The following is a 24,658-nucleotide window of genomic DNA, read 5'->3' on the forward strand; positions in this document are numbered from 1 at the left end:
AAAAAAAGCAGACCGTCTCCTGGATAAGGACGATGTGCCAAATTTCTTGTGGTATATTAGCCTATGACGGGTGACGGGCATAATTGTTTGTCCACGGGGGATTTTTTTAAAAATACATATTTATATTTCTACTTGCTGAAATCTTGTCTATGCTGTGAGAGAAGCCGCCGTTCCAGCAGCACACGCGGTTCAGGATAAGATTTTCTGCTCATGGTTTCGAGCTCCTCCGGGGTGATTTCTTTCTTAATGACGGCAAAGTGGTACATGATTTCATGAACTACATTAGATTGCAGCGTCTTGAGAATCTCGAGTTCTTCTGCTTCGTAGAGCGAGTCGTTAAACGGGTATTGATAGAACAGCTCCATCCGCAGCAGTCTGTAATCGAAGGGCGGCGAAGGGACCGGATAATCGGGAATCACCGGAGAGAGCGGACTTGCGGAAGGCTGGAAAAAGCGGTTTGTGAAATACCGGGGAGTGTACTCGTCGAATTTTTGTTTGAAAAAAGGATTGGAGACGTGAGCGAAGCTGTGTGCATAAGGTGCAAGAATACAGACAACGGCTTTATGGATGCTGATTCTGTGAATCTCTTTCATCACCGCAAATAGATTGTTTACATAGGGCAGAACTCGGCTGGCCATAATGAATTCGGCAGTATTGTCCGGCAGTGGAATGCCTTTATTAATATCGCAGACCAGATCCACCCCGGGGTATGAAATGCAGTCGATTCCCAGATAACCCAATTCTTTAGCGGAACCGCAGCCGATATCGATTTTCAAGGAAACCACTCCTTTTTAGGGACGTAAATAGGGCTCTTCACCATAGTATTAATTCCACAGCTGCATGCTTCCGGCTCATGCCCATAGATTGAAAGAAACATGCTTTTAATATAAAAGTTGTTATAACAAAGGAGCAGAAGTACATGACCGCAACCTTATTTAAAAATGGCGTTCTGCCATTTCGCAGCCAATCCGGCGATGACGCTGTATATGTGGAGCACGGCAGGATCACTGCCGCTGGAGAGGGCAGGGACTTGGCCCTGCAGCTTAGCGGCAGAGAATACAACGTTGTCGATTGGGACGGAGCCTATGTGCTGCCCGGTCTGACCGATGCGCATGTGCATCTGGGTATGCACGGGATGAAGCTGGACATGCTGGATTTCACGGGTATGACCTCCAAAGAAGAGATGCTGCATGCAATTGCCAGACGCGCAGAGATTACGCCTCCCGGGGAATGGATCCTCGGGCTGAACTGGAACGAGAATGAATTCCGGCCTGCCGCAGCGCCGCATATATCCGAGCTGGATGCGGTGACAGAGCGGCATCCCGTATTCCTTACGCGTACTTGCTTTCATGCCTTCCTCGGCAACAGCGAGGCTTTCAGGCGGGCAGGCGTGACCGAATCCACTCCAGACTTCGCTTCCGGAGCCTACGGCCGTGACGCTGAAGGGAAGCTGAACGGCTGGATTTATGAGGATGCCTCACAGCCGTTTAATGCCGTGCAGCCGGCACCCGATTATGCCGCCAAGAAGAATGCGGTCCGCCGGGGAATTGCCGACGCGCTCTCCCTGGGGCTTACAGCCGTGCATACAGAGGATCTGCGGCTGCTGGACAGTGTGGAAACGATGCTGCAGATTCACCGTGAGCTGCGCGAAGAAGGCCTGTTCTTCCGCACACACCAGCTGCTGTATTATGGCTATCTGCAGGAGGTGGAGGAGCTGCGGCTGCAGGCAGGCAGCGGTGACGAGTGGCTGCGGCTTGGTGCGGTTAAGCTGTTCGCCGACGGTGCCATCGGCGGACGGACCGCACTGTTGGAGCAGCCTTACAGCGATGCCCCGGATACATCCGGCATCGCGATCCATACACAGGAGAAGCTGAATGAAATTGTCGGCGCGGCGAGACGGCTGTCATTCCCGGTTGCTGTGCATGCGATCGGAGATGCGGCAGCCCGGATGACGCTGGCTGCGATGGACCATCACCGGCTGTCTCCGGAAGCCGTCCTGCCGGACCGCTTCATACATGCCCAGGTGCTGAATGGCGCGCTGGTGGAGCAAATGCGCGGACTTCGGCTCATTGCCGATATCCAGCCGCGTTTTGTGGCCAGTGACTTTCCCTGGGTGCTGGAACGGGTAGGCCCGGCAAGAACAGGGCATCTGTATGCCTGGAATAAGCTGATGAAGGCCGGAATTACCTGTGCCGGTGGCAGTGACGCGCCCATTGAGCCGCTGAATCCATTTCTTGGCCTGCACGCTGCCGTTACCCGCCGCAAGCCGGGGGAATCCCATGAGGGCTACTTGCCGGGTGAGAAGCTGAGCATCCCGGAGGCGATAGGTCTGTTCACAACGGGCAGTGCGGCTGCCGCGGGAGAAGAGCGTGAACGCGGACGTATCACACCGGGCTTGCAGGGGGATTTCACGGTAATTGACCGTGACGTGTTGAGCGATCCCGAGGAACTGCTGCAGGTGAACGTACGGATGACTGTGGTCAACGGGAAAGTCGCCTACTGTGCGCAATGAAAAAGCAGTCCGGGTACCGGATGATGAGCTGAAGAAATGCCGCCGCATACACTTCTAGTGCGCTCCCCATCAATTTCGGCAAAGTTTATGCAACCCTGACTATGGGTTAAACGTTAATAAGGGTAGTAAGCAGATATTGACCATACCGCACGTCTATGAGGAGGCAGTCAACATGAAATCACAACGTTCATTACCGGCTATTGCGGCAGTCGCTGTATTGATGCTGACATTAACCGCTTGCGGAGGCAACACTCCTGCTGAGGCTCCGGGTGAGCCTTCGGCAACGGTTTCTCCTTCACCTGTGGCAAACACAGCAGCGCCTGCACCTAGTCCTACCGCTACTGCTGAAGCACAGGTCATCCAAGGAACCGGCAGCTATGTCGGTCAAATTGACAGTCATTCGATTGAAATAGAAACGGAAGAAGGCCCTACCGCTTTTGAACTGGGTGCTGGCACCGAGAGTGTGCTTGAAGGTCTTGAGATGGAGGACCCTGTAGTTTTTGAATATGTAGAAAAGCCGGTGGAGGGTGATCCTTCCGTCGTCCAGCGGATTCTTTCTAAGCTGTCCAAGGCGGAAGAAGGGGCAGCCCCGGTGACCAAACTGCCGGAGACCCGAACCATGAAGCTTACGCTGGAAGGTATGGCGGAAGAGAAGACTGCCACGCTTGCGGACGGAGAAGGTTATTCGCTTTATGTATTTGATATCTTTACCTTTGATGCGGCAAGCAACCGGTTATCTATGAAGGTGGATCCTGATTATTACGCTGAAATTGAAAAATTGCCTTCTGATTTTAATCTCGATCTTTTGGAGCAGGAAGGCCGTAAGGAATTGTCTGCTACTGGCAAGGTGACAGCACTCAGCAAGGAAGAGCGCGATCTCAGAATGTCTGACCTGCGGTTATATTTGACCGCAACAGGTCTCGGCCTGACCCGGCAAACGATCGTCAAGGAAATTGACGGCCAGGGCTACATGATCAAACTCAATATTCCACAGAGAGAGGCCTCGGAAGGCTTCGGGCCACATGTCTACGTGTCGCTGGATTCCATCATAAGCCGCTAGCAGGCGGCAGGCTGAATTGCCTGCATTTCAGCTTGAGTTGCAGTATTAGATAAGAGAAGAGCCACTCCACGAACGACGGGAGTGGCTCTTTTCTATTAATGAAAGTAAATAGCGGGATAATCAGTAGGAGCCGGCATTGACCAGAATGGTAGAAATGAGCAGCATGAACAACAGAAGGATGATAGCATTGATAATGGTGCCGATGACGGCGAACACTTTTCGGCGGTTGCGGAGAGTCAGCCCGATAATTCCGACAACTGCTCCGATTACATTAACAGCTGCAAGTATCAAAACGGTCAATCCCAGAAACATGAAGGTTCCTGCAGACTCATTGATGCCGCTGTTGCTTTCACTAAGAATGGAAGAAGCCTGCTTCCCTACCACCACTAAAGTAATTGCATAACCGATAAACGTGACCAGCGCGATCACAAAAGAGGCGATACCTGGGCCGGAATGTTTGAAATCACGTTTATTCGCTTGGTAGGTGTAAGGTACTTCAGGTTTTGACAGATCATTTTGTCCTGGAAATAGGCTGTCCTGCCGGGATTCCTGTGAGTCGGATTTTGGTGGAGAATTATAGTCCATAATAAAAGTGCGCTCCTTGTAAAAGAATGGATTCTTGATACTATCCACTTTTTCATAAGAACGCTTCAAATGCAAGTCCCACATTGAAAAAATCCCGGAACTCCGCTGGAATTGACCCCTGTTGGTAAGGTAAGATAGGGGAAGTCCAATAATAAGGAGTTGTATTCTGATTATGCAACGGAGATTTATCGCCTGGGGAGCTTTGCTGGCTATGCTGGCAGTGGGGATCGGCGCATTCGGAGCGCATATGCTGAAGGCTTCGATCAGCGAGGATTACATGAAGGTGTATGAAACCGGTGTGCATTATCATATGATTCATGCACTGGGACTGATATTGGTCGCGATTATTGCAGGACAATGGGGAGAGAGTGTCCGCCTGCGCTGGAGCGGCAGGCTGCTGATCGCAGGAATTGTTCTCTTCTCCGGCAGCTTGTACGTACTGAGTATTACCGGGATCAAAATCCTTGGAGCGGTTACCCCGCTCGGCGGCGTTTGTTTTATTGCCGGCTGGATATGTCTGGCCTGGGAAGCCCTTTCCCGCAAGAACTGACTGAAGTCAACCGGAAGGCATAAGCAAATAAAACAAGCACCTTTCACGGAATGCCATTCCGGTAGGGTGCTTGTTTGTGCTGCACAGGTTCGTGCTAATGAAATTCGTCAATTTCATTGAGGTTAAAGGTATAGACCTGTTTCTCATCAACATGGTAGATGCTTATAGAGTTGGCCGCTTCATCAAAATTTAGAATACGGCAGGGCATGGACATCTGCTTACCATGACGGTTCGTCCGGATACGGACCAGTTGATTGGTCTGAATGTACTGTCTGATCTTTCCATAAGCATCCGCACGGCTTTCCACTGAGGGCTTATCCTCTGCGGGTTTTTCCGGTTGTTTGTCCGCCGGCTTCACTGGCAATTTAAATGGAACTGGAGGGGCTGACTCTTGTTGCAGAGCTATCTTCGCAGAACGTAGAAGGTTGTCAATGGTTCTTCCCAGCTCAAGACCTGAGTTAATGTTGAAATCTGTAATTTTGTCGCTGTTGTTCAACATTTCAAGTAAATATTGCAGTGCAAGCGGGTTGGTACGGGCATTAATCAGGATGTCGACGTTAAATAAATAATTTCCGTCCGTGTGTTGTAGTTTCTTGTCCATAAATCCCCCAGCTTTTTACTAAATCGATTCCTAAAGTAAATAAACTATACCATTAAATAAACAATAATCATATACTTCTTTGCTTGGAAATAAGGCTTAAAGTCTCTGTATTTTATTAGGATATAGGACCATCGTCTACACACAGCAAGAGGGCTCCGCATACACATAGAGCGTGGATGACGAAAAAAGGAGGCGCTGCTATTGGTTACCATAGAACCTATTCAGGTCGGAGATCACACCTTAGTTGGAGTCGAGGTGAAACTTCCCAAAACAACGCTGCTCACCATCAGCACAAGCCGAGGGTATATTATGTGCGGAGCGCTGGATGTGGGACTGCTGAATAAGATGCTTAGTGACCGGCAGATTATTGCCGCACGGGCCGTAGGCGTACGCACATTGGCGCAGCTCCTGGCAGCTCCGCTGGAGTCTGTTACTATAGAAGCGGAAAATCTTGGAATTTTGCCGGGGATGACAGGCAGTGAGGCATTGCTCCGCATGCTCTGAGCGGTAATGAACGTAATGATTTGGCGTGTTGCACGGGGCCCTTTGGGGGCCCTTTTGTTGAAATATAAGCATTTATATGCTTTACGCTATAAATTATCCTTCTATTTCTCGCTGAAACGGATACCGTCCTTTTGAGGACGGCGAAGCCGTTTCCACTTGTGAGGGCAGTTAAAGGGCATAAGACGGGCAATCTTGGTCATCCTACGGATAAGGAGTTGGTTTAAGCCCTCGGAGAGAGCTCGATTTCACTGCAGGTGTGGCTTCAATTTTGTTTCGGCTAACCGCTGGAAGGGTAAAGTAAGTATAGACAATTGCAAGGCCGGACCTTGGACAAGCAGCCGGCTAAATTATGGATAAGGATGGGATCATATCATGGCTAAAGCATCTAACAAAGTAAACACTGCATCATTGGAACAAGTCCTCAACCGTCAAGTTGCGAACCTGAATGTATTGTACGTTAAAGTTCATAACTTTCACTGGTATGTCAAAGGCGAACAATTTTTCGCCCTGCATGTGAAATTTGAAGAGCTTTATGATGATATTACGCTGAAAATGGACGAAGTTGCTGAACGCCTGCTGAGTATCAAAGGCAGCCCTGCAGCTACAATGAAAGAATATCTGGAGATTGCCACCATTCAGGAAGCAACGGGCAAAGAAGATGCCCGGGGCATGGTCCAATCCCTCATTGAAGATTTTGCTACGGTATCCGAAGAACTTACGGAAGGCATTGAGCTTGCGGAGAACGCCAGTGATCAGCCGACAGCCGATTTGTTCATCAAGATCCGCTCCGATCTGGAGAAGCAGCAATGGATGCTGCGCTCGTTCCTGGGCTGATTTCAGCCTGACCCGAAATTACATTTGAAATTCTGCAAAGCCTCCTGTGCGGAGGCTTTGTTTTTGTGTTACTGTGGCATGAGCGTTGGCAGGCTGCGAAATTTGTAGACTCCTGCGGCAAGGGATATAATTTATAGTGAAGATGATGATTTTGAACAGGATAAGTGGAAGGAGTGATTATCCTTGAATGCCAACCCCGTAGCTTTAAAAGAATGGGCCTCAGCCATCCAAACGCTGACAGAAGGACGGATGATTATGCTGATGCGCAAAGGGGGGATAGAGGAAGAAACACGGCGTTTTGAACTTAAAAGCCCTTCGTTCTATCTCTATCCCACTTATGAACACCAGCGTGCCGAACTGCTGAAGGAGCCATACCGCCCGCTCGTCTCCCAGACACTGGAAGCAGGCGGCGCTGACTCCGCTGTGATTTCATTAAATGCATACGCTGAAGCGGCTGCTGATTTGGAGGTTCGTAATTTGAATCAGCTGGAACGGCTGTACCCCTATCACATCTGGAGCGAAGGACTTGCGTCCGAAAGATTGCGCTGGAAAGCGAAGGAACCGCTTCATGTCCTGCTGCTTCGTGTATACGTTCCTGAGGCTCCCGCCATTATTCAAGTACAGCCGGAGTATTCAGGTTGCCGCTCCTGGATTGAACTGGAGTCCCCGCCTGAAGCCGGCAACTTGCGCCCGGTTCTGGGCGACGAAGAGTTCCGGATCAGGAAAGAGGAAATCATCTCTGCCCTTGGACAGTAACAGGCTGAGAAAAGCGCTAAACGTGGATGACGGGTATGAAAATTGAAAATAGATATTTGTAAAAAAACTTCCTTTGTAATAAAATTAGTGAGAATCATTGATAATCACTGTGATTCACTTTATAATAATTATAATGTGATATAAAATCTAATTGTGCTGGTAAACAGGGACCCCCTGTTTCAATACAGCTTTCTGATTTTGCAAATTGATGAGTGGAGGGAATAATTATTATGGCAGCAGATTTTGTCATTGAAGGACTAAAAGCGACAATCGAAGGAAAAGAAATTCTGAAGGGTATCAATCTTCAGATGAAGGGCGGCGAAATTCACGCTATCATGGGTCCGAACGGTACAGGTAAAAGTACACTGGCTTCGGCACTCATGGGTCATCCAAAGTATGTAGTAACTGAAGGCACGGCTGTGCTGGAAGGTGAAGACCTGCTGGAGATGGCAGTAGATGAACGCGCACGCGCAGGTTTGTTCCTGGCCATGCAATATCCAAGCGAGATCAGCGGAGTAACCAACTCCGACTTTCTGCGCAGCGCCATCAATTCGCGCCGTGAAGAAGGCAGTGAAATCTCCCTCATCCGTTTCATCCGTCAGATGGAAGCTAAGATGAAGGAACTGGATATGAATCCGGAATTCCTGCACCGTTATCTGAACGAAGGTTTCTCGGGCGGCGAGAAGAAACGCAACGAAATTCTCCAAATGATGATGCTGGATCCGAAGATCGTCATTCTTGACGAAATTGACTCCGGCCTTGATATTGATGCACTCAAAATTGTCGCTGAAGGTGTAAACTCGATGCGCAGCCCGGAACGCGGTTTCCTGGTTATTACCCACTATCAGCGTCTGCTTAACTACATCACGCCTGATTACGTGCATGTTATGATGCAGGGCCGCATTGTGAAATCCGGCGGACCTGAACTCGCGCAGCGTCTGGAAGCAGAAGGTTATGAATGGGTTAAAGAAGAACTTGGCATTGAAGATGAAACTGTAGGACAGGAAGCTTAAAGAGACGCCAGGAAGGAGGAAACCACTTATGACGACGCAAACCATTCTTCCGGTGGATGCCGGACGTCTCAGCGAATTATCGCAGAGCAGCGGTGAGCCAAGCTGGCTGAAGGACAGCCGGTTAAAGGCGCTGGAACTGGCAGCAAGCTTGGAGCTGCCGAAACTGGAAAAGACACGGATAGAACGCTGGAACGTAAACAACTATGGAACCTACAAAGCAAGCCAGCCTTTTACAGCACTTAGTGAAGCACCTGCTTCCATAACGGCCCTGATACAGGGTCAGGAGGAAGGCAGTCTGATTATTCAACGCAATTCAGGCGCTGTCTATACACGGCTGGCTCCTGAGCTTGCTGCGCAAGGCGTGATTTTTACCGATTTGCAGACAGCAGTCAAAGAGCATGGAGATCTTGTGCAGCGTTACCTGCATAAGGCTGTGCTGCCAGACGAGCATTCCATTGCTGCACTTCATGCCGCCCTGTGGAACGGGGGAGTGTTCCTCTACGTTCCCAAGAATGTGGTTATCGACACTCCGCTGCAAGCGGTGCTGCTGACAGACGACGCAGAAGCTGCTTTCGTTCCGCATATTCTGGTGGTTGCCGAATCAAACAGCTCAGTAACCTATGTAGACAACTATGTATCTGACAAAACTGAAGCCGGACTGCATAACGGTGCGGTTGAAGTATTTGTAGGTGCAGGCGCCAAAGTGCGCTTTGCCTCGGTACATCAGCTTGGCGTGGACACTACGGATGTGACCTACCGCCGTGCAGTGGTTGAGAACGATGGAACTATTGAGTGGATTGTCGGTGAAATGAATTACGGCGATACAGCGAGTGACACGAAGTCGGTGCTGAAAGGCAATGGTTCAAGCTCCGATGCCAAAGTGATCGCAGTAGGATCGGGTTCGCAGAAGCTGAACTATACGACGCAGGCGCAGCACTTCGGCAAGAATACGCCGAGTGACATGATTACCCGTGCTGTTATGCGGGATTCTGCGACTTCTATTATTAACGGAATTACGAAGATCGAAAAAGGCGCGACAAGAGCCGATGGACAGCAGACTGAGAAAGTTCTGATGCTGAGCCCGAAGGCACGCGGCGACGCTAACCCGATCCTTCTTATAGATGAAGATGATGTAACAGCCGGCCATGCCGCTTCCGTAGGACGGGTCAATTACGAGCAAGTGTTTTACCTGATGTCCCGCGGAATTACACGGCACGATGCAGAAACACTGATCATATACGGCTTCCTGGCACCTGTAGTGTCGCAAATTCCACTGGAGGGACTGCGCAATCAGCTCCAATCTCTTGTGGAAAGGAAGTTAGGCCAATGATTAACAGTAACATCCGGGAGCAATTTCCCATCCTGAATCAAAAGATTAACGGCCATCCGCTGGTTTATCTGGACAGTGCGGCAACTTCACAGAAACCGCGCCAAGTCATCGAAGCGGTGAAATCCTATTATGAATGGGATAACGCCAACGTCCACCGCGGTGTGCATACTCTGGGCAGCCGGGCTACGGATGCTTATGAGGGAGCCCGCGAGAAGGTTGCGAAGTTCATTCATGCCCGCAGCACGAAGGAGATTATCTTTACCCGCGGCACAACGACAGCGTTAAATATAGTGGCTTCTTCTTATGGCCCTGCTGTTCTTAGTGAAGGCGACGAAATTGTCATCACCCAGATGGAGCATCACAGCAACTTTATTCCATGGCAGCAGTTGGCCAAGAAGACTGGGGCAACCCTGAAATTTCTACCGCTGCAGAAGGATGGAACGATTACCCTGGAGGATGCCGAGAATACGATTACGGACAAGACCAAAATCGTAGCCATCGCGTATGTATCCAATGTTATGGGGGTTACCCATCCGGTTAAAGAGCTTGCAGCCATTGCTCACCGCAAGGGTGCAGTTATCGTGGTGGACGGAGCACAGAGCACGCCGCATATGAAGGTCGATGTCCAGGATCTGGATTGCGATTTCTATGCGTTCTCCGGTCACAAGATGCTGGCCCCGACCGGCATCGGTGCTTTGTACGGTAAGAAGGCATTGCTGGAAGCTATGGATCCGGTTGAGTTCGGCGGCGAGATGATTGATGACGTCGGTCTTTATGAATCCACTTGGAAAGAGCTGCCTTGGAAGTTCGAAGGCGGGACACCGATTATCGCTGGTGCCGTCGGATTGGGAGCAGCAATTGATTTCCTGCAGGAGATCGGACTGGATGAAATTCACCGTCATGAAATCCAGCTTGCCGCTTACGCGGAGCAGCGTCTTGCAGAGGTTGACGGCTTGACACTGTATGGCCCGCGTAATCGTCAGGTGGGTGTAGTCACATTCAATCTGGGTGATGTGCATCCGCATGATGTGGCGACGGTGCTGGATGCGGAAGGTATTGCCGTCCGCGCCGGCCATCATTGCTGCCAACCGCTGATGCGCTGGCTTGAGGTAAGCTCAACGGCACGGGCCAGCTTCTACCTCTACAATACGGAACAGGATGTAGATGCGCTGGTCCAAGCTTTAATCAAGGCAAAGGAGTATTTCGCCTATGAACTTGGATGACTTGTATAGACGCGTAATTATGGATCATTATAAAAATCCCCGGAACCGTGGTTCATTTGCAGACGACGCTGTGAAGATTGAGCTGAACAACCCGACCTGTGGCGACCGGATTACGCTGCAGCTTAAGGTAGAGGACGGCATCGTCAAAGATGCCCGGTATAGCGGCGAAGGCTGTTCGATCAGCATGTCGTCGGCTTCCATGATGACGGAAGCCGTCAAGGGACAGACTATAGAGCATGCGCTTGAGCTTGCTGACAAGTTCTCCTCCCTGATGAAGGGTGAGACAGTAGATTTCGGAGACTATGAAGATATAGAAGCCCTTTCCGGTGTTAATAAATTTCCGGCGCGGATCAAATGTGCCACATTGGCATGGAACGCGCTTCGCAAAGGAATAGACGTCGAAGAAGAACACCAACAACATTAGATAACAAGGAGGCTGACACCATGGCTAAGAAAGCGCCTGATATGGAGGAATACCAGTACGGGTTCCGTGATGAGCACAAGTCGATATTTCAGTCTGGTAAAGGACTTACGGCCGAAATTGTGAAGGAAATCTCCGCAATCAAAAACGAGCCGGAATGGATGCTGAACTTCCGCCTGAAAGCTCTGGAGCAATTCCGCAAGATGCCGATGCCTCAGTGGGGCGGCAACATGGATGATCTGGATTTCGAAGACATTCAGTACTATGTAAGACCTTCCGAGAAGCAAGGAAAAACTTGGGAGGAAGTTCCTTCCGAGATTAAAGAAACCTTCGATAAGCTGGGTATTCCGGAAGCGGAGCAGAAGTTCCTCGCCGGTGTATCAGCACAATATGAATCTGAGGTTGTTTATCACAGCATGCAGAAGAGCCTTGAAGACCAAGGGGTTATCTTCACCGATACCGATACTGCGCTGCGTGAGCATCCCGAGCTGTTAAAGAAATTCTTCGGCACGATCATTCCGCCGACAGACAATAAGTTTGCTGCACTGAACAGTGCCGTGTGGTCGGGGGGCAGCTTTATCTATGTTCCGAAGGGTGTGAAATGCGAAGTACCTCTGCAGGCTTACTTCCGTATCAACTCCGAGAACATGGGTCAGTTCGAGCGTACGCTGATCCTCGCGGATGAGGACAGCTTCGTGCATTACGTGGAAGGCTGTACCGCACCAATCTACAGCACTAATTCCCTGCATAGTGCCGTTGTTGAAATTCTGTGTATGAAGAACTCCCGTGTTCGGTATACTACTATTCAGAACTGGGCACCAAATATCTACAATCTCGTAACCAAACGTGCGGTTGCTGAAGAGAATGCTACCATGGAATGGGTGGACGGCAACATTGGTTCCAAGCTGACAATGAAGTATCCTGCGGTTGTGTTAAAAGGCCGGGGAGCCAAAGGTTCCGTATTGTCGATTGCAGTGGCAGGCAAAGGCCAGCACCAGGATGCAGGCGCCAAGATGATCCACTTGGCACCGGACACGACTTCGACGATCGTATCCAAATCGATCAGCAAGCACGGCGGCAAGGTAACTTACCGCGGACTCGCTTCCTTCGGCCGTCAGGCGGAAGGCGCGAAATCGAATATCAAATGTGATACGCTCATTCTGGATAACCAGTCCACTTCGGACACGATTCCATATAATGAGATCATGAACGATAATATCGTGCTGGAGCATGAAGCGACGGTATCCAAGGTTTCCGAGGAGCAGCTGTTCTATCTGATGAGCCGCGGTCTCACAGAAGCCGAAGCCACACAGATGATCGTCATGGGCTTCATCGAGCCGTTCACCAAAGAACTGCCGATGGAATATGCGGTCGAAATGAACCGTCTCATCAAGTTCGAGATGGAAGGAAGTATCGGATAACCTTGCTGTACTAAGGTTTTCCACCTTCCTACAATTTAAATTAATATTTATAGTTGTCACCATAAAGTGTGTCCGCAGCAGCCCTGATGTTCTCATCTTTCAGGCCTGCCGGGCACATATTTTGCTTTTGCCCACTACGTATTCAGGAGGCCCACATGAGAAACTTGATCGTGTCTGAATTTTTAACTGTTGACGGTGTAATGGAGGACCCGCAGTGGACCTTTCAATACAGCTCGGATGAGCAGGATCAGTTTAAATTCGCGGAGTTAAAAGCTGCCGATGCGCTGCTGCTGGGGCGCGTAACCTATGAAGGCTTTGCGGCTGCCTGGCCTAATATGCTGGAGCAGACCGGGGAATACGGCGAGATGATGAATGGTTATGCCAAACATGTAGTCTCCACAACCCTGACAGAAGCCGGGTGGAACAATTCATCTCTGATTAAGAACAATCTGGTGGAAGAAATCACGAAGCTGAAAGAGCAGCCCGGCAGAGACATTCTCGTGTTTGGCAGCTGCACGCTTGTGCAGTCCCTGATCTCGCTGGGTCTAGTGGATGAGTACCGGTTAATGGTGTTTCCAGTGGTGCTGGGCAAGGGCAAACGTCTCTTTGGAGATGGGCTGGAGAAGCAGGGTTTTGAGCTGGTGCAGACTAAGCGGTTCTCCTCCGGTGTGGCAGTAGTCTGCTACCGGCCTGCAAAGGACTAAGAGCTGTACAGCAGAGGAAACAACAAAATGCAATGCAAAAACGCTACCGCTGGAACATGAATCCCATGTTTTGGCGGTTGCGTTTTTTTGTTGTAACAAGCTTAACGGAAATGGATGAAATATGCATAAAAATGCACCCTGAATCTTGTGTTTGCTTAATTGAACAGTATTTGCGAGGAAATGGAAGCAATTAAAGCTATAGGTAGCCTTTTATTATCATATAGGCCACCTTTATTCGGGAAAAACGTGGAAAACGGCGTATTCTACCCTTTGCCGCATTAAAATATGGGTGATAAACTGCTTAAAGTCCCTAAAATGGAAGCGCTAAAAAAGCTGGCTTGCGATGTGAGATTTGCATCGCAAGCCAAATGTATCTTACGGGGCAGGCGCCGCCCAGTAGGAACAAGTTCATGCTTACGAAGTAAGCTTTACTTCGTAAAGCCAAGTTCATGCTTACGAAGTAAGCTTTACTTCGTAAAGCTTTAAGGAGGAGAGATATGGATGTTCTCAGGCAACTGCGGGGCTTTTATCGGGAGAAGCTGCACTATCTGATTCTGTCGATTTTATGCTTGGCTGCCGCAACTGCAGTGGGGCTTATTACCCCGAATTTGCTACGAAGGTTAATTGATGATGTGATTGTTCCCCTGAAGTTTACTGAGGTGCCCGTACTCGCTCTATCTGTACTGGCCGTGGTAATCGTCAAAGCTTGCCTGCAGTTTGCGCATGGTTTTTTTGGAGGACGGCTAGGTAATTTTCTGGCCTACCGGCTGCGCAATGCCTGCTATGAGAAACTGCAATTTCTGTCTTTCCGCTACTATGATACGGCAAAGACTGGCGACCTGATGTCCCGGCTGACCGGGGACCTTGAAGCGATCCGGAATTTCATCGGCTTCGGCTTCGCCCAATTGCTGAATGTATTTTTTATGGTGCTGTTTGGGTCTATTATGATGTTCACGATCAACTGGCAGCTTACGCTCGTCACACTGATCACTATGCCTTTTCTGGCTGCAGTAGCACTCAGATTCGAATCGAAAATTCATCCGGCCTTTCAGGAGATGCGGCTTGCCCTCAGCTCTCTGACCACGGCTGTTCAGGAGAATATTACAGGTGTACGGACGGTCAAATCGTTTGCCAGAGAGGCTTATGAAGTTGAGAAATTTTCGCACCGTAATGAACGTTATAAGGATAACCAGATTTTTGCCGCCGAGCTGTGGAGCAAATTTTTCCCGGTCATGGAGCTTCTGGCCTCCGTCAGTATAGCCATTCTGCTCGGTGTCGGCGGAACGCTGGTCATCAAGGGCCGCATGTCACTGGGGGAACTGGTCGCCTTCTTCAGTCTGATCTGGTATATTATCGGTCCGGTCTGGGGTCTTGGCTTCCATATCAACAACTATACGCAATCCAAAGCTTCGGGAGAACGTGTACTTGAAGTCCTTAACCAGCAGATTGATGTAAAGGATAAGGAGAATGCCCGCGAGCTTGTATCCTCCGAGGTACGGGGCGAGGTCATTTTCGACCATGTTACATTTGCGTACGGGAATAAAATGCCGGCTGTAAAGGACATTCATTTCGAAGCGAAGCCGGGTGCGGTTATCGGGTTCCTTGGCGGTACCGGCTCCGGCAAATCGACGATTACCCAGTTGATGATGCGCGCCTATGACGTAAATAAAGGAAGCATTACACTGGATGGCGTGGATATCCGGGAATACAATATTCGCAGCCTGCGTTCGCAGATTTCGACAGTGTTTCAGGAGACGTTCCTGTTCTCGTCCTCTATCCGCAATAATATCTCTTACGGCCTCAAAAATGTGAGCATGGAGGAAATCATCCGGGCGGCACAGCTTGCCAAAGCGCATGATTTTATCATGGAGATGCCTGATGGATATGATACGGTAGTCGGCGAGCGGGGAATGGGGCTTTCGGGCGGACAGAAGCAGCGGATCGCTATCGCCCGTGCCTTGCTGAAGAATCCGCGTATCCTCATACTGGATGATGCCACGAGCGCCGTGGATATGGAGACGGAACATGAGATCCAGACCGGCTTCCAGGAGGTTATGCGCGGACGGACCACGCTGATCATTGCCCACCGGATTTCCTCTCTGCGTCATGCCGACCAGATCATCGTGATGGATGAAGGACGGATGGTTCAAAAGGGAACACATGCGGAGCTGATTGAAGTTCCCGGCCCGTATCAGGATGTGTACCGGATTCAATACGCCGATTATCTGGCCCGGAATTCGGTGAGAGGGGAGGGGATTCAGCATGAAGCTTGAAGCCAAACAAGCCACAGCGGCTAGTGCAAAGCACAATAAAACCGAGGAACAGACGCTTGAGGAACGTTTTGTATACAAGGATGATGACCAGATCGACAAATCCTTTGACTGGAAGCAGTTCACGAGGTTGTTCGGATATATGAAGCCTTACGCGAAGCAGATGCTTCCGCTCGTCTCTGCTCTGATGGTTCTGGGCACAGTCACGAAGCTTACGGTCCCTTTTCTGACCAGTATGGCTATTGACAAGGCAATTGCCCCGAAAGAGGGGAACCCCAGCTTAACGTTACTGTACACACTTACGGTAAGTGTAATTGTACTGTACCTGATCCAGTGGATTGCAGGGGTGTACCGGATCAAATATACTAATGTTATAGGCCAACGAGTTATTTATGATTTGCGCTCGGATCTGTTCCGGCATATCCAGAAGCTATCTTTTAACTTTTTCGATAAACGTCCGGCTGGCTCCGTTCTGGTAAGGGTGACGAATGATATTAACTCCCTGCAGGATCTGTTCACCAACGGGGTCGTCAATTTAATGATCGACTGTGTGCAGCTGGTCGGCATTACCGTGATTCTGCTGCTGATCAACTGGAAACTGGGGCTTGCCGTGATGGTTACGGTGCCGGTTATGTTCCTGGTTTCAACCAAGCTGCGGCAGAAGATCCGGATTGCCTGGCAGGATGTGCGGATGAAGAACTCGCGGATCAATTCACATTTGAATGAGTCGATCCAAGGTATCCGGGTCACTCAGGCCTACACACAGGAACAGGAAAATATGCATTACTTTGACGCGATGAACATGGATAGCCGGAAATCGTGGAACAAGGCTTCAGCGATGAACCAGGCTTTTGGCCCGATTATTGAAATAACAGGCGGGTTCGGCACCATGATCCTGTTCTGGTTGGGGGCATACTTGATCCAATCCGGAGAGCTGACCGTCGGTTACCTGGTGGCATTCAGTACGTATGTGAGCAACTTCTGGGACCCGATCAACCGCTTGGGCCAGATGTACAATCAGCTGCTTGTAGCTATGGCGTCTTCAGAACGGATCTTTGAGTATCTGGATGAGCAGCCTTCGGTTCAGGATAAACCGGGGGCAACACCGCTGCCGAAGATTCAAGGGGATATCCGTTTTAACAAGGTCATCTTCGAATATGAAAAGGGCCGTGCGGCGCTGAAGGGTATTGATCTGGACGTCAAGGCCGGCCAGTCGATTGCGCTTGTGGGCCACACGGGCTCCGGTAAAAGTACGATCATTAACCTGATCGGCCGGTTCTATGACATTAAGAGCGGCGATATTACCATCGACGGCAAGGATGTCCGTGAGGTTACCCTGCAGAGTCTCCGGGAGCAGATAGGTATCGTACTGCAGGATACGTTTATCTTCTCAGGAACGATCCGCGACAACATCCGTTTCGGGCGGCTGGATGCCACCGACAAGGAGGTTGAAGAGGTCGCCAAGGCAGTGGATGCCCATGACTTCATCATGAAACTGCCCGGCGGTTACGAAACCGAGGTGGAGGAGCGGGGGAGTGCGCTGTCCATGGGCCAGCGTCAGCTGCTTTCCTTTGCCCGGGCACTCCTGGCCGATCCGCGTATTCTGATCCTGGATGAAGCTACGGCGAGTATTGATACCGAGACGGAGATCAAAATTCAGGAAGCGCTGAAGATTCTGCTGCAGGGCCGCACCTCCTTTATCGTGGCCCACCGTCTGTCAACGATCCGCCACGCCGATAAAATTATCGTGCTGGATCACGGAGAGATTAAGGAAGAAGGCAATCATGCCGAGCTTACCGCCAGAGATGGCATTTATAACGGTTTAATCGAAGCGCAGTTCCGCTTCTTATAGAAGTAAGAGCAGCCCCATCCGGCATGAAAATTGCTGGAGGGGTTGCTCTTTTTTGGATTATCCTATTTACAATAGCGGATAAGAAGAGATGCCTAATTACGTCGTTTCCCAATCTTGCCGGAAATACGCACTTCAAACATCTGTGCGCTGATCTCCTGCTGCCATTCGGTGTCCTCTGTATGCGCAGCAAGAACAGCCTCATGGGTCAGCCTTGCCATCTCCCAGCAATACATGGTGTTCACCTGCAGGCAATGACGCTGCTCGGCTTCTTCGGCCGCCGTTAGCGGGCGCCTGCAGCTTACAGTATAAAGCTCTGCTAGACGCTGATGAACCGGTAGCATAGGTATTCCTCCTCAAAGGTTGTGAGCAGCTCGCAAACAACTTCAATCACTGCCTCTTTTTAAGCCTCGCCATGCGGTGGTTAATCCAAACCATGCAGAATCACCGGGAATAATAAAATTTTGACAAAAGAACAAAAAATCTTGAAATCGCTTTTTTTTGTGCTACAATAACAGTAATACAGGATTGTGACCGGTAAGGCGGGCAATGCCTAAGTTGATGCGAGTATCATTTTTTTAATGATATTGGGATCAGCTTAGGCTTTTTTTGTACAAACTATATGTCGGGGGGGTGATCAACAGATGATTATAGAGAAGATACTTAATAACAATGTGCTCTTAACCAAGAACCAGAAAGGCAAGGAAGTCATTGTGATGGGCAGGGGGATTTCCTTCAATAAAGTAGCCGGCGACTATGTAGATCCGGAAAAGGTCGATAAAATCTTTTTGCTGAACGAAAATCAATTCACGGCCAGACTGACTGAACTTCTGAATGACATTCCGGTGGCTCATCTGGAATTAGCCAATGAAATTGTCACCTATGCGAATGGAGTTCTTGGTACAGAGCTTAGCGACAATCTCTATCTGACCCTGACAGATCATATCCATTTTGCTGTCCAACGTTTTGAAAAGGGGATTGCACTGAAAAATGCGATGCTGTTTGAAATTAAACGTTTCTATAAGAAGGAATTCTCCATTGGGATGGATGCTCTGAAGATCATTGAAAGGGCTACCGGACTTTCGCTGGGCGAGGATGAAGCCGGGTTTATCGCGCTGCATCTGGTAAATGCCAGAATGGACGGCAGTGAAATGAAGTCGACGATCAAGATGACGGAAATTGTCCAGAACATTCTGAATATCGTCACTTACCACTACAAGGTCGTTCTGGACGAGAGCTCACTGAATTATTCACGGTTCCTTACACATTTGCAATATTTCTCCATGCGGGTACTGAAGAAGGAGAGTAGCAGCAGCGGTGAGGATTTTTTGTACAATCAGCTTAAGCAGACTTATGTGAAGGCGTTTGAATGCGCCAACAAAATCAATGATTATCTGGAAAAGGCCTATAGCCAAAGCTTAAGCAAGGATGAATACGTATATCTGACCATCCATATCCAGCGGGTAACGGAACGCAACAATCTGGAGTAAAGCTTGGGTTGAAAGTGAAAATAAAATAATGATCATCTGACAGGGTGTTACTGGTAAGGCAGGCAAAACCTGAACTGATGGCAAAATGGGCGTGTGATGACGTTTCCTTTTTGCCGTGAGTTCAGGTTTTTCTTGTTTGCAGGAGTATAAGGTCAACAGCTGGCACAACCTATACTTGCTGCAACGATCTACATTCTAAAGCTGTAAAGGAGCAAACTAATATGAGCAGCAAAGACTTGTCCAAACAGATTATTATGCTTGTAGGCGGCGAAGACAATGTGAATTCCGTGTTCCACTGCGCCACAAGATTAAGATTTAAGCTGAAGGATTCGAGGAAGGCAGATAAAGCGGCATTGGAGAAAACTCCAGGTGTTATCACTGTGGTGGAGAACAGCGGCCAGTTTCAGGTAGTCATAGGCAACAATGTAAGCCAGGTGTTCGAGCAGATTATGAAGGAAACCTCACTCCAGGATGCCGAAAAATCCGGCAAAGCCGATGAGTCTTCAGAGAGTACCAGTATTCTGGGCAAAGCCGTCGATATCATTTCCAGTATCTTTTCCCCGATTCTCGGGGCACTGGCAGGGGCAGGGATCCTCAAAGGGCTGCTCGCCTTAATTTTATCTCTGGAGTGGATTAATGCAGCCAGCGGGACATATTTGGTTCTGAATGCGGCTTCGGACAGCGTATTTTACTTCCTGCCGGTATTTCTGGCAGTTACGGCTGCGCGCAAATTCAAGGCTAACCAATTTGTCTCCATTGCTGTAGCAGGCGCTTTAGTCTATCCGGCAGTGATAACCGCAGTCAGCGCGCCGGACCCGCTCAGCTTCTTGGGAATACCGGTTGTACTGATCAACTATTCATCCAGTGTCATTCCGATCATTCTGGCGGTCTGGGTACAGTCCTATATAGAGAAGTGGTTCCGCTCGTTCATCCATGAATCGGTTAGAAATATTCTGGTTCCGATGTTCGCACTGCTTATCGTTATTCCGCTGACCTTCCTGGCCTTCGGTCCTGTAGGCTCATTGATCAGTGATGGGCTGGCTTCCGGCTACACCTGGCTCTACAATTTAAGTCCATTGGTTGCCGGTGCCATTGCCGGAGCGTTCTGGCAGGTGTTCGTAATCTTTGGTGTACACTGGGGTTTCGTGCCGGTTATGCTCAGCAATATTGCCACATTGGGCTACGACACTATGCTGCCTATCCTTACTGCTGCAGTCTTGTCACAAGCGGGTGCGGTATTCGGCGTGTTCCTGAAATCAAAGAATCCGCAGCTAAAAGCTTTGTCCGGCTCCTCAACACTGGCTGCCGTGTTCGGGATCACCGAGCCGACGATCTACGGCGTCACCTTGAAGCTGAAGAAACCGTTCATCTATGCCTGCATCTCCGGAGCCATCGGTGGTGCGATCATCGCTATCGGCGGAGCCAAAGCAATAAGCTTCTCCTTACCGGGCCTGTTGGCTCTGCCGACCTATTTTGGCGACGGATTCTCCTGGGTTGTCATCGGCATCGTTGTTGCTTTTGTATTAGCGGTTATTCTGGTGTATATGTTCGGATTCGATGATCCTGCAGTACCTGCTGAGGAGGCTCCCGGGCCTGTTGCCGTATCGTCACCCTCGCAGATTGACAAGGAGACGGTGGTCAGCCCGCTGACAGGAACGCTTATGCCGCTGGAAGCTTTGCCGGACGAAGCTTTTGCCTCCGGAGCCATGGGCCAGGGGATCGTGATTGAACCGGATTCAGGCCGGCTGACCTCTCCAGTGAAAGGAACCGTAACAACTGTATTCCCGACAGGCCATGCGATTGGCATTACCTCTGAGAGCGGCGCCGAGCTGCTGATTCATGTCGGGGTCAATACCGTGAAGCTCAAGGGAAAACATTTTGACAAACGGGTACAAGAGGGAGATCAGGTCGAGCAGGGCCAACTGCTGCTGGAATTCGATGTAGCAGCGATTCGTGAAGCCGGCTTTGTGACTGCAACACCGGTGATTGTGACCAACTCTGCAAATTATCTGGATGTGCTTAAGACTACTGCAGCCAAAGTACAAAATGGCGACCTGCTGTTGACCATTATCAATTAGAAAAGAGGAGATTAAATCATGACAGTGATCAAAAAAGGATTTCCGCAGAACTTCTTATGGGGCGGCGCTACAGCCGCAAATCAGCTGGAGGGGGCATACGATGCCGACGGCAAAGGATTGTCCAGTGCGGACATGGTTGCCTACGTGCCTAAGGCCGAGCGTACAAATGACCATGCTATAGAGATCACCTCCGAGCGGATTGAACAGATTCTGTCCGGGGAATTCAGCGCACGTTTCCCGAAACGTGAAGGGGTGGACTTCTATCACCGTTATAAGGAGGATATTGCCTTGTTCGCCGAGATGGGCTTCAAAGTGTTCCGTCTGTCGATCAACTGGGCGCGCATCTTCCCGAACGGCGATGACGCCGAACCGAATGAAGCAGGACTGCAATTCTATGATGATGTTTTTGACGAGCTGCATAAATATGGCATCGAGCCGCTTGTAACACTGGCCCATTACGAAACACCACTGGGCTTGACACACAAATATAACGGCTGGGCAGGCCGCGAAGTTATCGCTTGCTTCACCCGTTATGCGGAGACCGTATTCCGGCGCTACAAGGACAAAGTGAAATATTGGATCACATTCAACGAGATCAATATGATGACGCTAAGTCCATTCACAGGCGGCGGCGTTGTAATCGACCGGGCAGAGAACAAGCTGCAGACGATCTACCAGGCGCTGCATCACCAGTTTGTCGCCAGCTCTCTCGCCACCAAGCTGGTGCATGAGATCATCCCGGGTTCGCAGATGGGCTGTATGCTGGCCCGGATGGAAAGCTATGCGAATACCTGCAATCCTGAGGATGTCCTGAAGAATCAGCAGGAGAACCAGATGAATCTCTACTTTACGGATGTGCATGCCCGCGGGGAATATCCGAAGTATATGGAGCGGTTTTTCGAGGAAAACAATGTGATTATTCATAAAGAGCCGGGTGACGATGAAATTCTGAAACTCCACACCGTTGATTATGTGGCTTTCAGTTATTACATGACGCTTACTGTGTCTGTAAGTCCAGAGGGAGAACGCGCACAGGGCAATCTGTTCGGCGGTGTGAAGAACCCTTACCTGAAGGCTTCGGAATGGGGCTGGCAGATTGATCCCATCGGTTTGCGGATTATGCTGAATACGATGTATGACCGTTATCAGAAACCTTTGTTCATCGTCGAAAATGGTCTTGGCGCGTATGACAAGGTTGAGGAAGACGGCTCTGTCCATGACAGCTACCGTATTGATTACTTAAGACAACATATTGCTCAAATGAAGGAAGCGGTACTGGACGGCGTTGAGCTGATCGGATATACCAGCTGGGGCCCGATAGACCTGGTAAGCATGTCCACTTCTGAAATGTCCAAGCGTTACGGGTTTATCTACGTTGATCTGGATGACGACGGCAACGGTACCTTGAACCGTTCAAGAAAGGATTCCTTCCACTGGTACAAAAAAGTCATCGCTAGCAATGGTGAGGAATTGTAGGCCTCAGGAGTAATAGTGTGAGCTGCTTCTCACAAGCAATAATTATGGATCATAAAGAAGAGGTTCCCTCAGCCGTCACTGGCGAAAGGGAACCTCTTCTTGCGTGGGAATAACTAAACCGAAGTGAACTATTCCATATAAATTTCAACCACCGTGATTTTGCGTTCGCGGGACAGGTCAAGGAATATGCCTTCGCTTTGCACAAGCGGACGGAAAACATCCAGCGGATTGTTCATGACAATGACACCCATGTCTCCCGTGCTCAGCAATACGCGTTTACCGATGAGATTAGGCATTAAATGCTGGATAAAGGCTTGTACAGGTCTGCCGTTTAGCTTGCCGAAGCTGAGATTATTGATTTCACGCAGCACAGAGATCAGTTCTTGCTTGGATTGATAAACACGGTGTGTGGTCATTGCGCTGTAGATATCAGCTACGGCAGCAATCTGGGCATAAGGGTGGATGTCTGATTTCGTAAGGTTGTTGGGGTACCCGGAGCCGTCTTCACGCTCATGGTGCTGCAGGGCAACCAACGCGGTATGAGGATCGTTCATGGAGCTGCGGATGATTTCGTGACCGTAAATCGTATGTAATTTGACTTGATCGTACTCCTCCGGGGACAGCTTGCCCGGCTTATTCAGAATGGAGGGGGAGATCCGGCATTTTCCGATATCGATCAAGTATCCGGCCCGGCCGATTTCGTAGCACTCTTTCTTGGAATACCCCAGCCATGAGGAGATATAATAAGAAAGCATGCCCACCTGAAGTGAATGGTTATAAGTGTAATTATCATCCCGGTTCAGCAGAAGCAGCAGAGAGACTACATCCTTGTGTTTATCCAAGGAGTTCAGTGACGGCTGGAGAATATCGTCCACTACGGTTTGATTAAAGCTCCCTTTGGTTAACGCTTCCATATATACCGATTCAAAGCCTTCAATACTTGTATCAAAGTTGGCAGCTACGGCTTGAATGATGGAGGATCTGCTGGTTGGGACCGGTGTTATGTGTGCCTCCTCGATATCAACATAATCAACGCCATGCTGTATCAGCTTGGCTATCTCCTCGATCTGGAGAGATGATCCTTTAGGTAGTACATGCAGCCCTCTTGAATTAAAAGTGTCCATCCGCAGGCAATCACCCGGTTTAAGATCCATGACGTGTACTTTCAATGAATATGCCACCTTACATTAGCTATTTTTTCCAGCATAGCAACAAAGTCGGGAATATTCAATGGTTTTGAATTACAGGTTAATCTATCTGGTATTTCTGTGCTTTTAGGTCAGAGCCGAGCCACTGTTCTCCTGATTCATTGATGTCCTTTTTCCACACCGGAACGGAGGATTTAAGCTTCTCGATGGCGTAGCGGCTTGCTTCGTAACAGACATCCCTATGCGCCGCTGACACCGCAATAATAACGCTGGCTTCCTTAAGGCCTACGAGTCCTACCCGGTGCGCAATGGCGCAGCGGGCGTCCCAGCGTTCCTGAACCTCCCTGCCGATTTCCTGCAGCTTGCTCAGCGCCATCGGGATGTAAGCCTCATAATGAAGCGCTGTTGTCCGCTGGTCTCCGGTCATCTCACGCGTAGTTCCGACGAAGACTAAGGAAGCTCCATGATCACTGTCAAGGACTTTATCCAGAAGAGCTTCTGCATTCAGCGGCAGATCGGTAATACTGAACAGACCATCTTCGGTCTCGCTCGTTGAGGGTTCGGCTTCTCCTCCGGAAACGGGAGGAATCAGGGCGACTTCGGAGGTTTCGGAGATCTCAGTATCATCAGGAGCGTATTCATGGTCAACAGCTACCAAAGAAACGCTGATCTGTGCCGCCGCATCAGGGTAGGAGGCAGAGAGAAGCTCCTTTAAACGGCCCGCAGTTACGGAGTTATCGTGAATGTGAAAAGACAGGGTAGAAGACCCGATTACCTCAGCCAGCCCGGCAAACAGACGTATAGTTATATGCATGGTTTATTCACCTCTTAGG

The 24,658-nt window shown here is 49.7% G+C and carries 23 protein-coding genes; 17 read left to right on the top strand and 6 right to left on the bottom strand.

The window, feature by feature from the left end; all coding sequences use genetic code 11:
- Positions 1-128 precede the first annotated feature (128 nt).
- Complete coding sequence (locus tag ACAN56_RS29545) at positions 129-776, bottom strand: class I SAM-dependent methyltransferase (RefSeq protein ID WP_379147357.1); 648 nt, start codon at positions 774-776, stop codon at positions 129-131.
- 143 nt (positions 777-919) lie between these two features.
- Between ACAN56_RS29545 and ACAN56_RS29550 the strand changes: the two genes are divergently transcribed.
- Both ACAN56_RS29550 and ACAN56_RS29555 read left to right on the top strand, forming a co-directional pair.
- Positions 920-2,512, top strand: a complete 1,593-nt coding sequence (locus ACAN56_RS29550; RefSeq protein ID WP_379147359.1) for an amidohydrolase — start codon at positions 920-922, stop codon at positions 2,510-2,512.
- A gap of 172 nt (positions 2,513-2,684) precedes the next feature.
- Positions 2,685-3,572 (top strand): hypothetical protein, encoded by an 888-nt coding sequence (locus ACAN56_RS29555; RefSeq protein WP_379147361.1) that lies wholly within the window; start codon positions 2,685-2,687, stop codon positions 3,570-3,572.
- Between the two features lie 120 nt (positions 3,573-3,692).
- Here the strand turns inward: ACAN56_RS29555 and ACAN56_RS29560 are convergent, their stop codons facing one another.
- A complete protein-coding gene (locus ACAN56_RS29560) occupies positions 3,693-4,157 on the bottom strand; it encodes a hypothetical protein (protein ID WP_156130844.1) in 465 nt (154 codons plus the stop codon).
- A 172-nt stretch (positions 4,158-4,329) separates the two neighbouring features.
- Here ACAN56_RS29560 and ACAN56_RS29565 point away from each other — a divergent pair, with 172 nt between their 5' ends.
- The gene (locus ACAN56_RS29565) at positions 4,330-4,707 is read left to right on the top strand and encodes a DUF423 domain-containing protein (RefSeq protein WP_038588519.1); all 378 of its coding nucleotides are present in this window, start codon (positions 4,330-4,332) and stop codon (positions 4,705-4,707) included.
- Positions 4,708-4,801: 94 nt separating this feature from the next.
- Here ACAN56_RS29565 and ACAN56_RS29570 read toward each other — a convergent pair whose 3' ends face one another.
- Positions 4,802-5,308, bottom strand: coding sequence for a hypothetical protein (locus tag ACAN56_RS29570; protein ID WP_379147363.1), 507 nt, complete (start codon positions 5,306-5,308; stop codon positions 4,802-4,804).
- A 201-nt stretch (positions 5,309-5,509) separates the two neighbouring features.
- On the opposite strand from ACAN56_RS29570, the gene ACAN56_RS29575 reads away from it, so the two are divergent.
- The 11 genes from ACAN56_RS29575 to ACAN56_RS29625 all read left to right on the top strand — a co-directional run bounded on the left by ACAN56_RS29575 (position 5,510) and on the right by ACAN56_RS29625 (position 17,636).
- Positions 5,510-5,812, top strand: a complete 303-nt coding sequence (locus ACAN56_RS29575) for a YunC family protein (RefSeq protein ID WP_038588525.1) — start codon at positions 5,510-5,512, stop codon at positions 5,810-5,812.
- 372 nt (positions 5,813-6,184) lie between these two features.
- Positions 6,185-6,646, top strand: a complete 462-nt coding sequence (locus ACAN56_RS29580) for a Dps family protein (protein WP_038588528.1) — start codon at positions 6,185-6,187, stop codon at positions 6,644-6,646.
- 183 nt (positions 6,647-6,829) lie between these two features.
- Positions 6,830-7,402: a DUF1802 family protein gene (locus ACAN56_RS29585; RefSeq protein ID WP_379147366.1), complete on the top strand. Its 573-nt coding sequence runs from the start codon at positions 6,830-6,832 to the stop codon at positions 7,400-7,402.
- A 230-nt stretch (positions 7,403-7,632) separates the two neighbouring features.
- Positions 7,633-8,415: a Fe-S cluster assembly ATPase SufC gene (gene sufC, locus ACAN56_RS29590; RefSeq protein WP_038588534.1), complete on the top strand. Its 783-nt coding sequence runs from the start codon at positions 7,633-7,635 to the stop codon at positions 8,413-8,415.
- Between the two features lie 28 nt (positions 8,416-8,443).
- Entirely contained in the window at positions 8,444-9,745 is a 1,302-nt protein-coding gene (gene sufD, locus ACAN56_RS29595) for a Fe-S cluster assembly protein SufD (protein ID WP_379147369.1), read from the top strand.
- Complete coding sequence (locus ACAN56_RS29600; protein WP_379147370.1) at positions 9,742-10,968, top strand: cysteine desulfurase; 1,227 nt, start codon at positions 9,742-9,744, stop codon at positions 10,966-10,968. Before sufD ends, ACAN56_RS29600 begins: the two co-directional genes overlap by 4 nt.
- A complete protein-coding gene (gene sufU / locus ACAN56_RS29605; RefSeq protein ID WP_038588542.1) occupies positions 10,955-11,392 on the top strand; it encodes a Fe-S cluster assembly sulfur transfer protein SufU in 438 nt (145 codons plus the stop codon). Before ACAN56_RS29600 ends, sufU begins: the two co-directional genes overlap by 14 nt.
- A gap of 20 nt (positions 11,393-11,412) precedes the next feature.
- Positions 11,413-12,810: a Fe-S cluster assembly protein SufB gene (sufB, locus tag ACAN56_RS29610; RefSeq protein ID WP_038588545.1), complete on the top strand. Its 1,398-nt coding sequence runs from the start codon at positions 11,413-11,415 to the stop codon at positions 12,808-12,810.
- 155 nt (positions 12,811-12,965) lie between these two features.
- Positions 12,966-13,514, top strand: coding sequence for a dihydrofolate reductase family protein (locus ACAN56_RS29615; RefSeq protein WP_379147373.1), 549 nt, complete (start codon positions 12,966-12,968; stop codon positions 13,512-13,514).
- Between the two features lie 497 nt (positions 13,515-14,011).
- A complete protein-coding gene (locus ACAN56_RS29620) occupies positions 14,012-15,787 on the top strand; it encodes an ABC transporter ATP-binding protein (protein ID WP_038588551.1) in 1,776 nt (591 codons plus the stop codon).
- On the top strand, positions 15,777-17,636 hold the full coding sequence (locus ACAN56_RS29625; RefSeq protein ID WP_076113281.1) for an ABC transporter ATP-binding protein: 1,860 nt from the start codon (positions 15,777-15,779) through the stop codon (positions 17,634-17,636). The genes ACAN56_RS29620 and ACAN56_RS29625 overlap by 11 nt, the downstream gene beginning before the upstream one ends.
- A 92-nt stretch (positions 17,637-17,728) precedes the next feature.
- On the opposite strand, the gene ACAN56_RS29630 is transcribed toward ACAN56_RS29625, so the two are convergent.
- Positions 17,729-17,977: a DUF7667 family protein gene (locus ACAN56_RS29630; RefSeq protein WP_379147376.1), complete on the bottom strand. Its 249-nt coding sequence runs from the start codon at positions 17,975-17,977 to the stop codon at positions 17,729-17,731.
- 300 nt (positions 17,978-18,277) lie between these two features.
- Here ACAN56_RS29630 and licT point away from each other — a divergent pair, with 300 nt between their 5' ends.
- From licT to ACAN56_RS29645, 3 genes are all read left to right on the top strand, one after another.
- Positions 18,278-19,123 (top strand): BglG family transcription antiterminator LicT, encoded by an 846-nt coding sequence (licT, locus tag ACAN56_RS29635; RefSeq protein ID WP_379147378.1) that lies wholly within the window; start codon positions 18,278-18,280, stop codon positions 19,121-19,123.
- Between the two features lie 221 nt (positions 19,124-19,344).
- Positions 19,345-21,201, top strand: a complete 1,857-nt coding sequence (locus ACAN56_RS29640; protein ID WP_379147380.1) for a beta-glucoside-specific PTS transporter subunit IIABC — start codon at positions 19,345-19,347, stop codon at positions 21,199-21,201.
- A gap of 18 nt (positions 21,202-21,219) precedes the next feature.
- Positions 21,220-22,677, top strand: coding sequence for a glycoside hydrolase family 1 protein (locus tag ACAN56_RS29645; RefSeq protein ID WP_379147382.1), 1,458 nt, complete (start codon positions 21,220-21,222; stop codon positions 22,675-22,677).
- A gap of 128 nt (positions 22,678-22,805) precedes the next feature.
- Here ACAN56_RS29645 and ACAN56_RS29650 read toward each other — a convergent pair whose 3' ends face one another.
- Both ACAN56_RS29650 and ACAN56_RS29655 read right to left on the bottom strand, forming a co-directional pair.
- Positions 22,806-23,846: an HD-GYP domain-containing protein gene (locus ACAN56_RS29650; RefSeq protein WP_379147384.1), complete on the bottom strand. Its 1,041-nt coding sequence runs from the start codon at positions 23,844-23,846 to the stop codon at positions 22,806-22,808.
- Between the two features lie 79 nt (positions 23,847-23,925).
- Complete coding sequence (locus ACAN56_RS29655) at positions 23,926-24,639, bottom strand: molybdenum cofactor biosynthesis protein (RefSeq protein WP_379147386.1); 714 nt, start codon at positions 24,637-24,639, stop codon at positions 23,926-23,928.
- Positions 24,640-24,658 lie beyond the last annotated feature (19 nt).

This window comes from Paenibacillus paludis (genome assembly GCF_042610515.1).
Lineage (GTDB): Bacteria > Bacillota > Bacilli > Paenibacillales > Paenibacillaceae > Paenibacillus_AQ.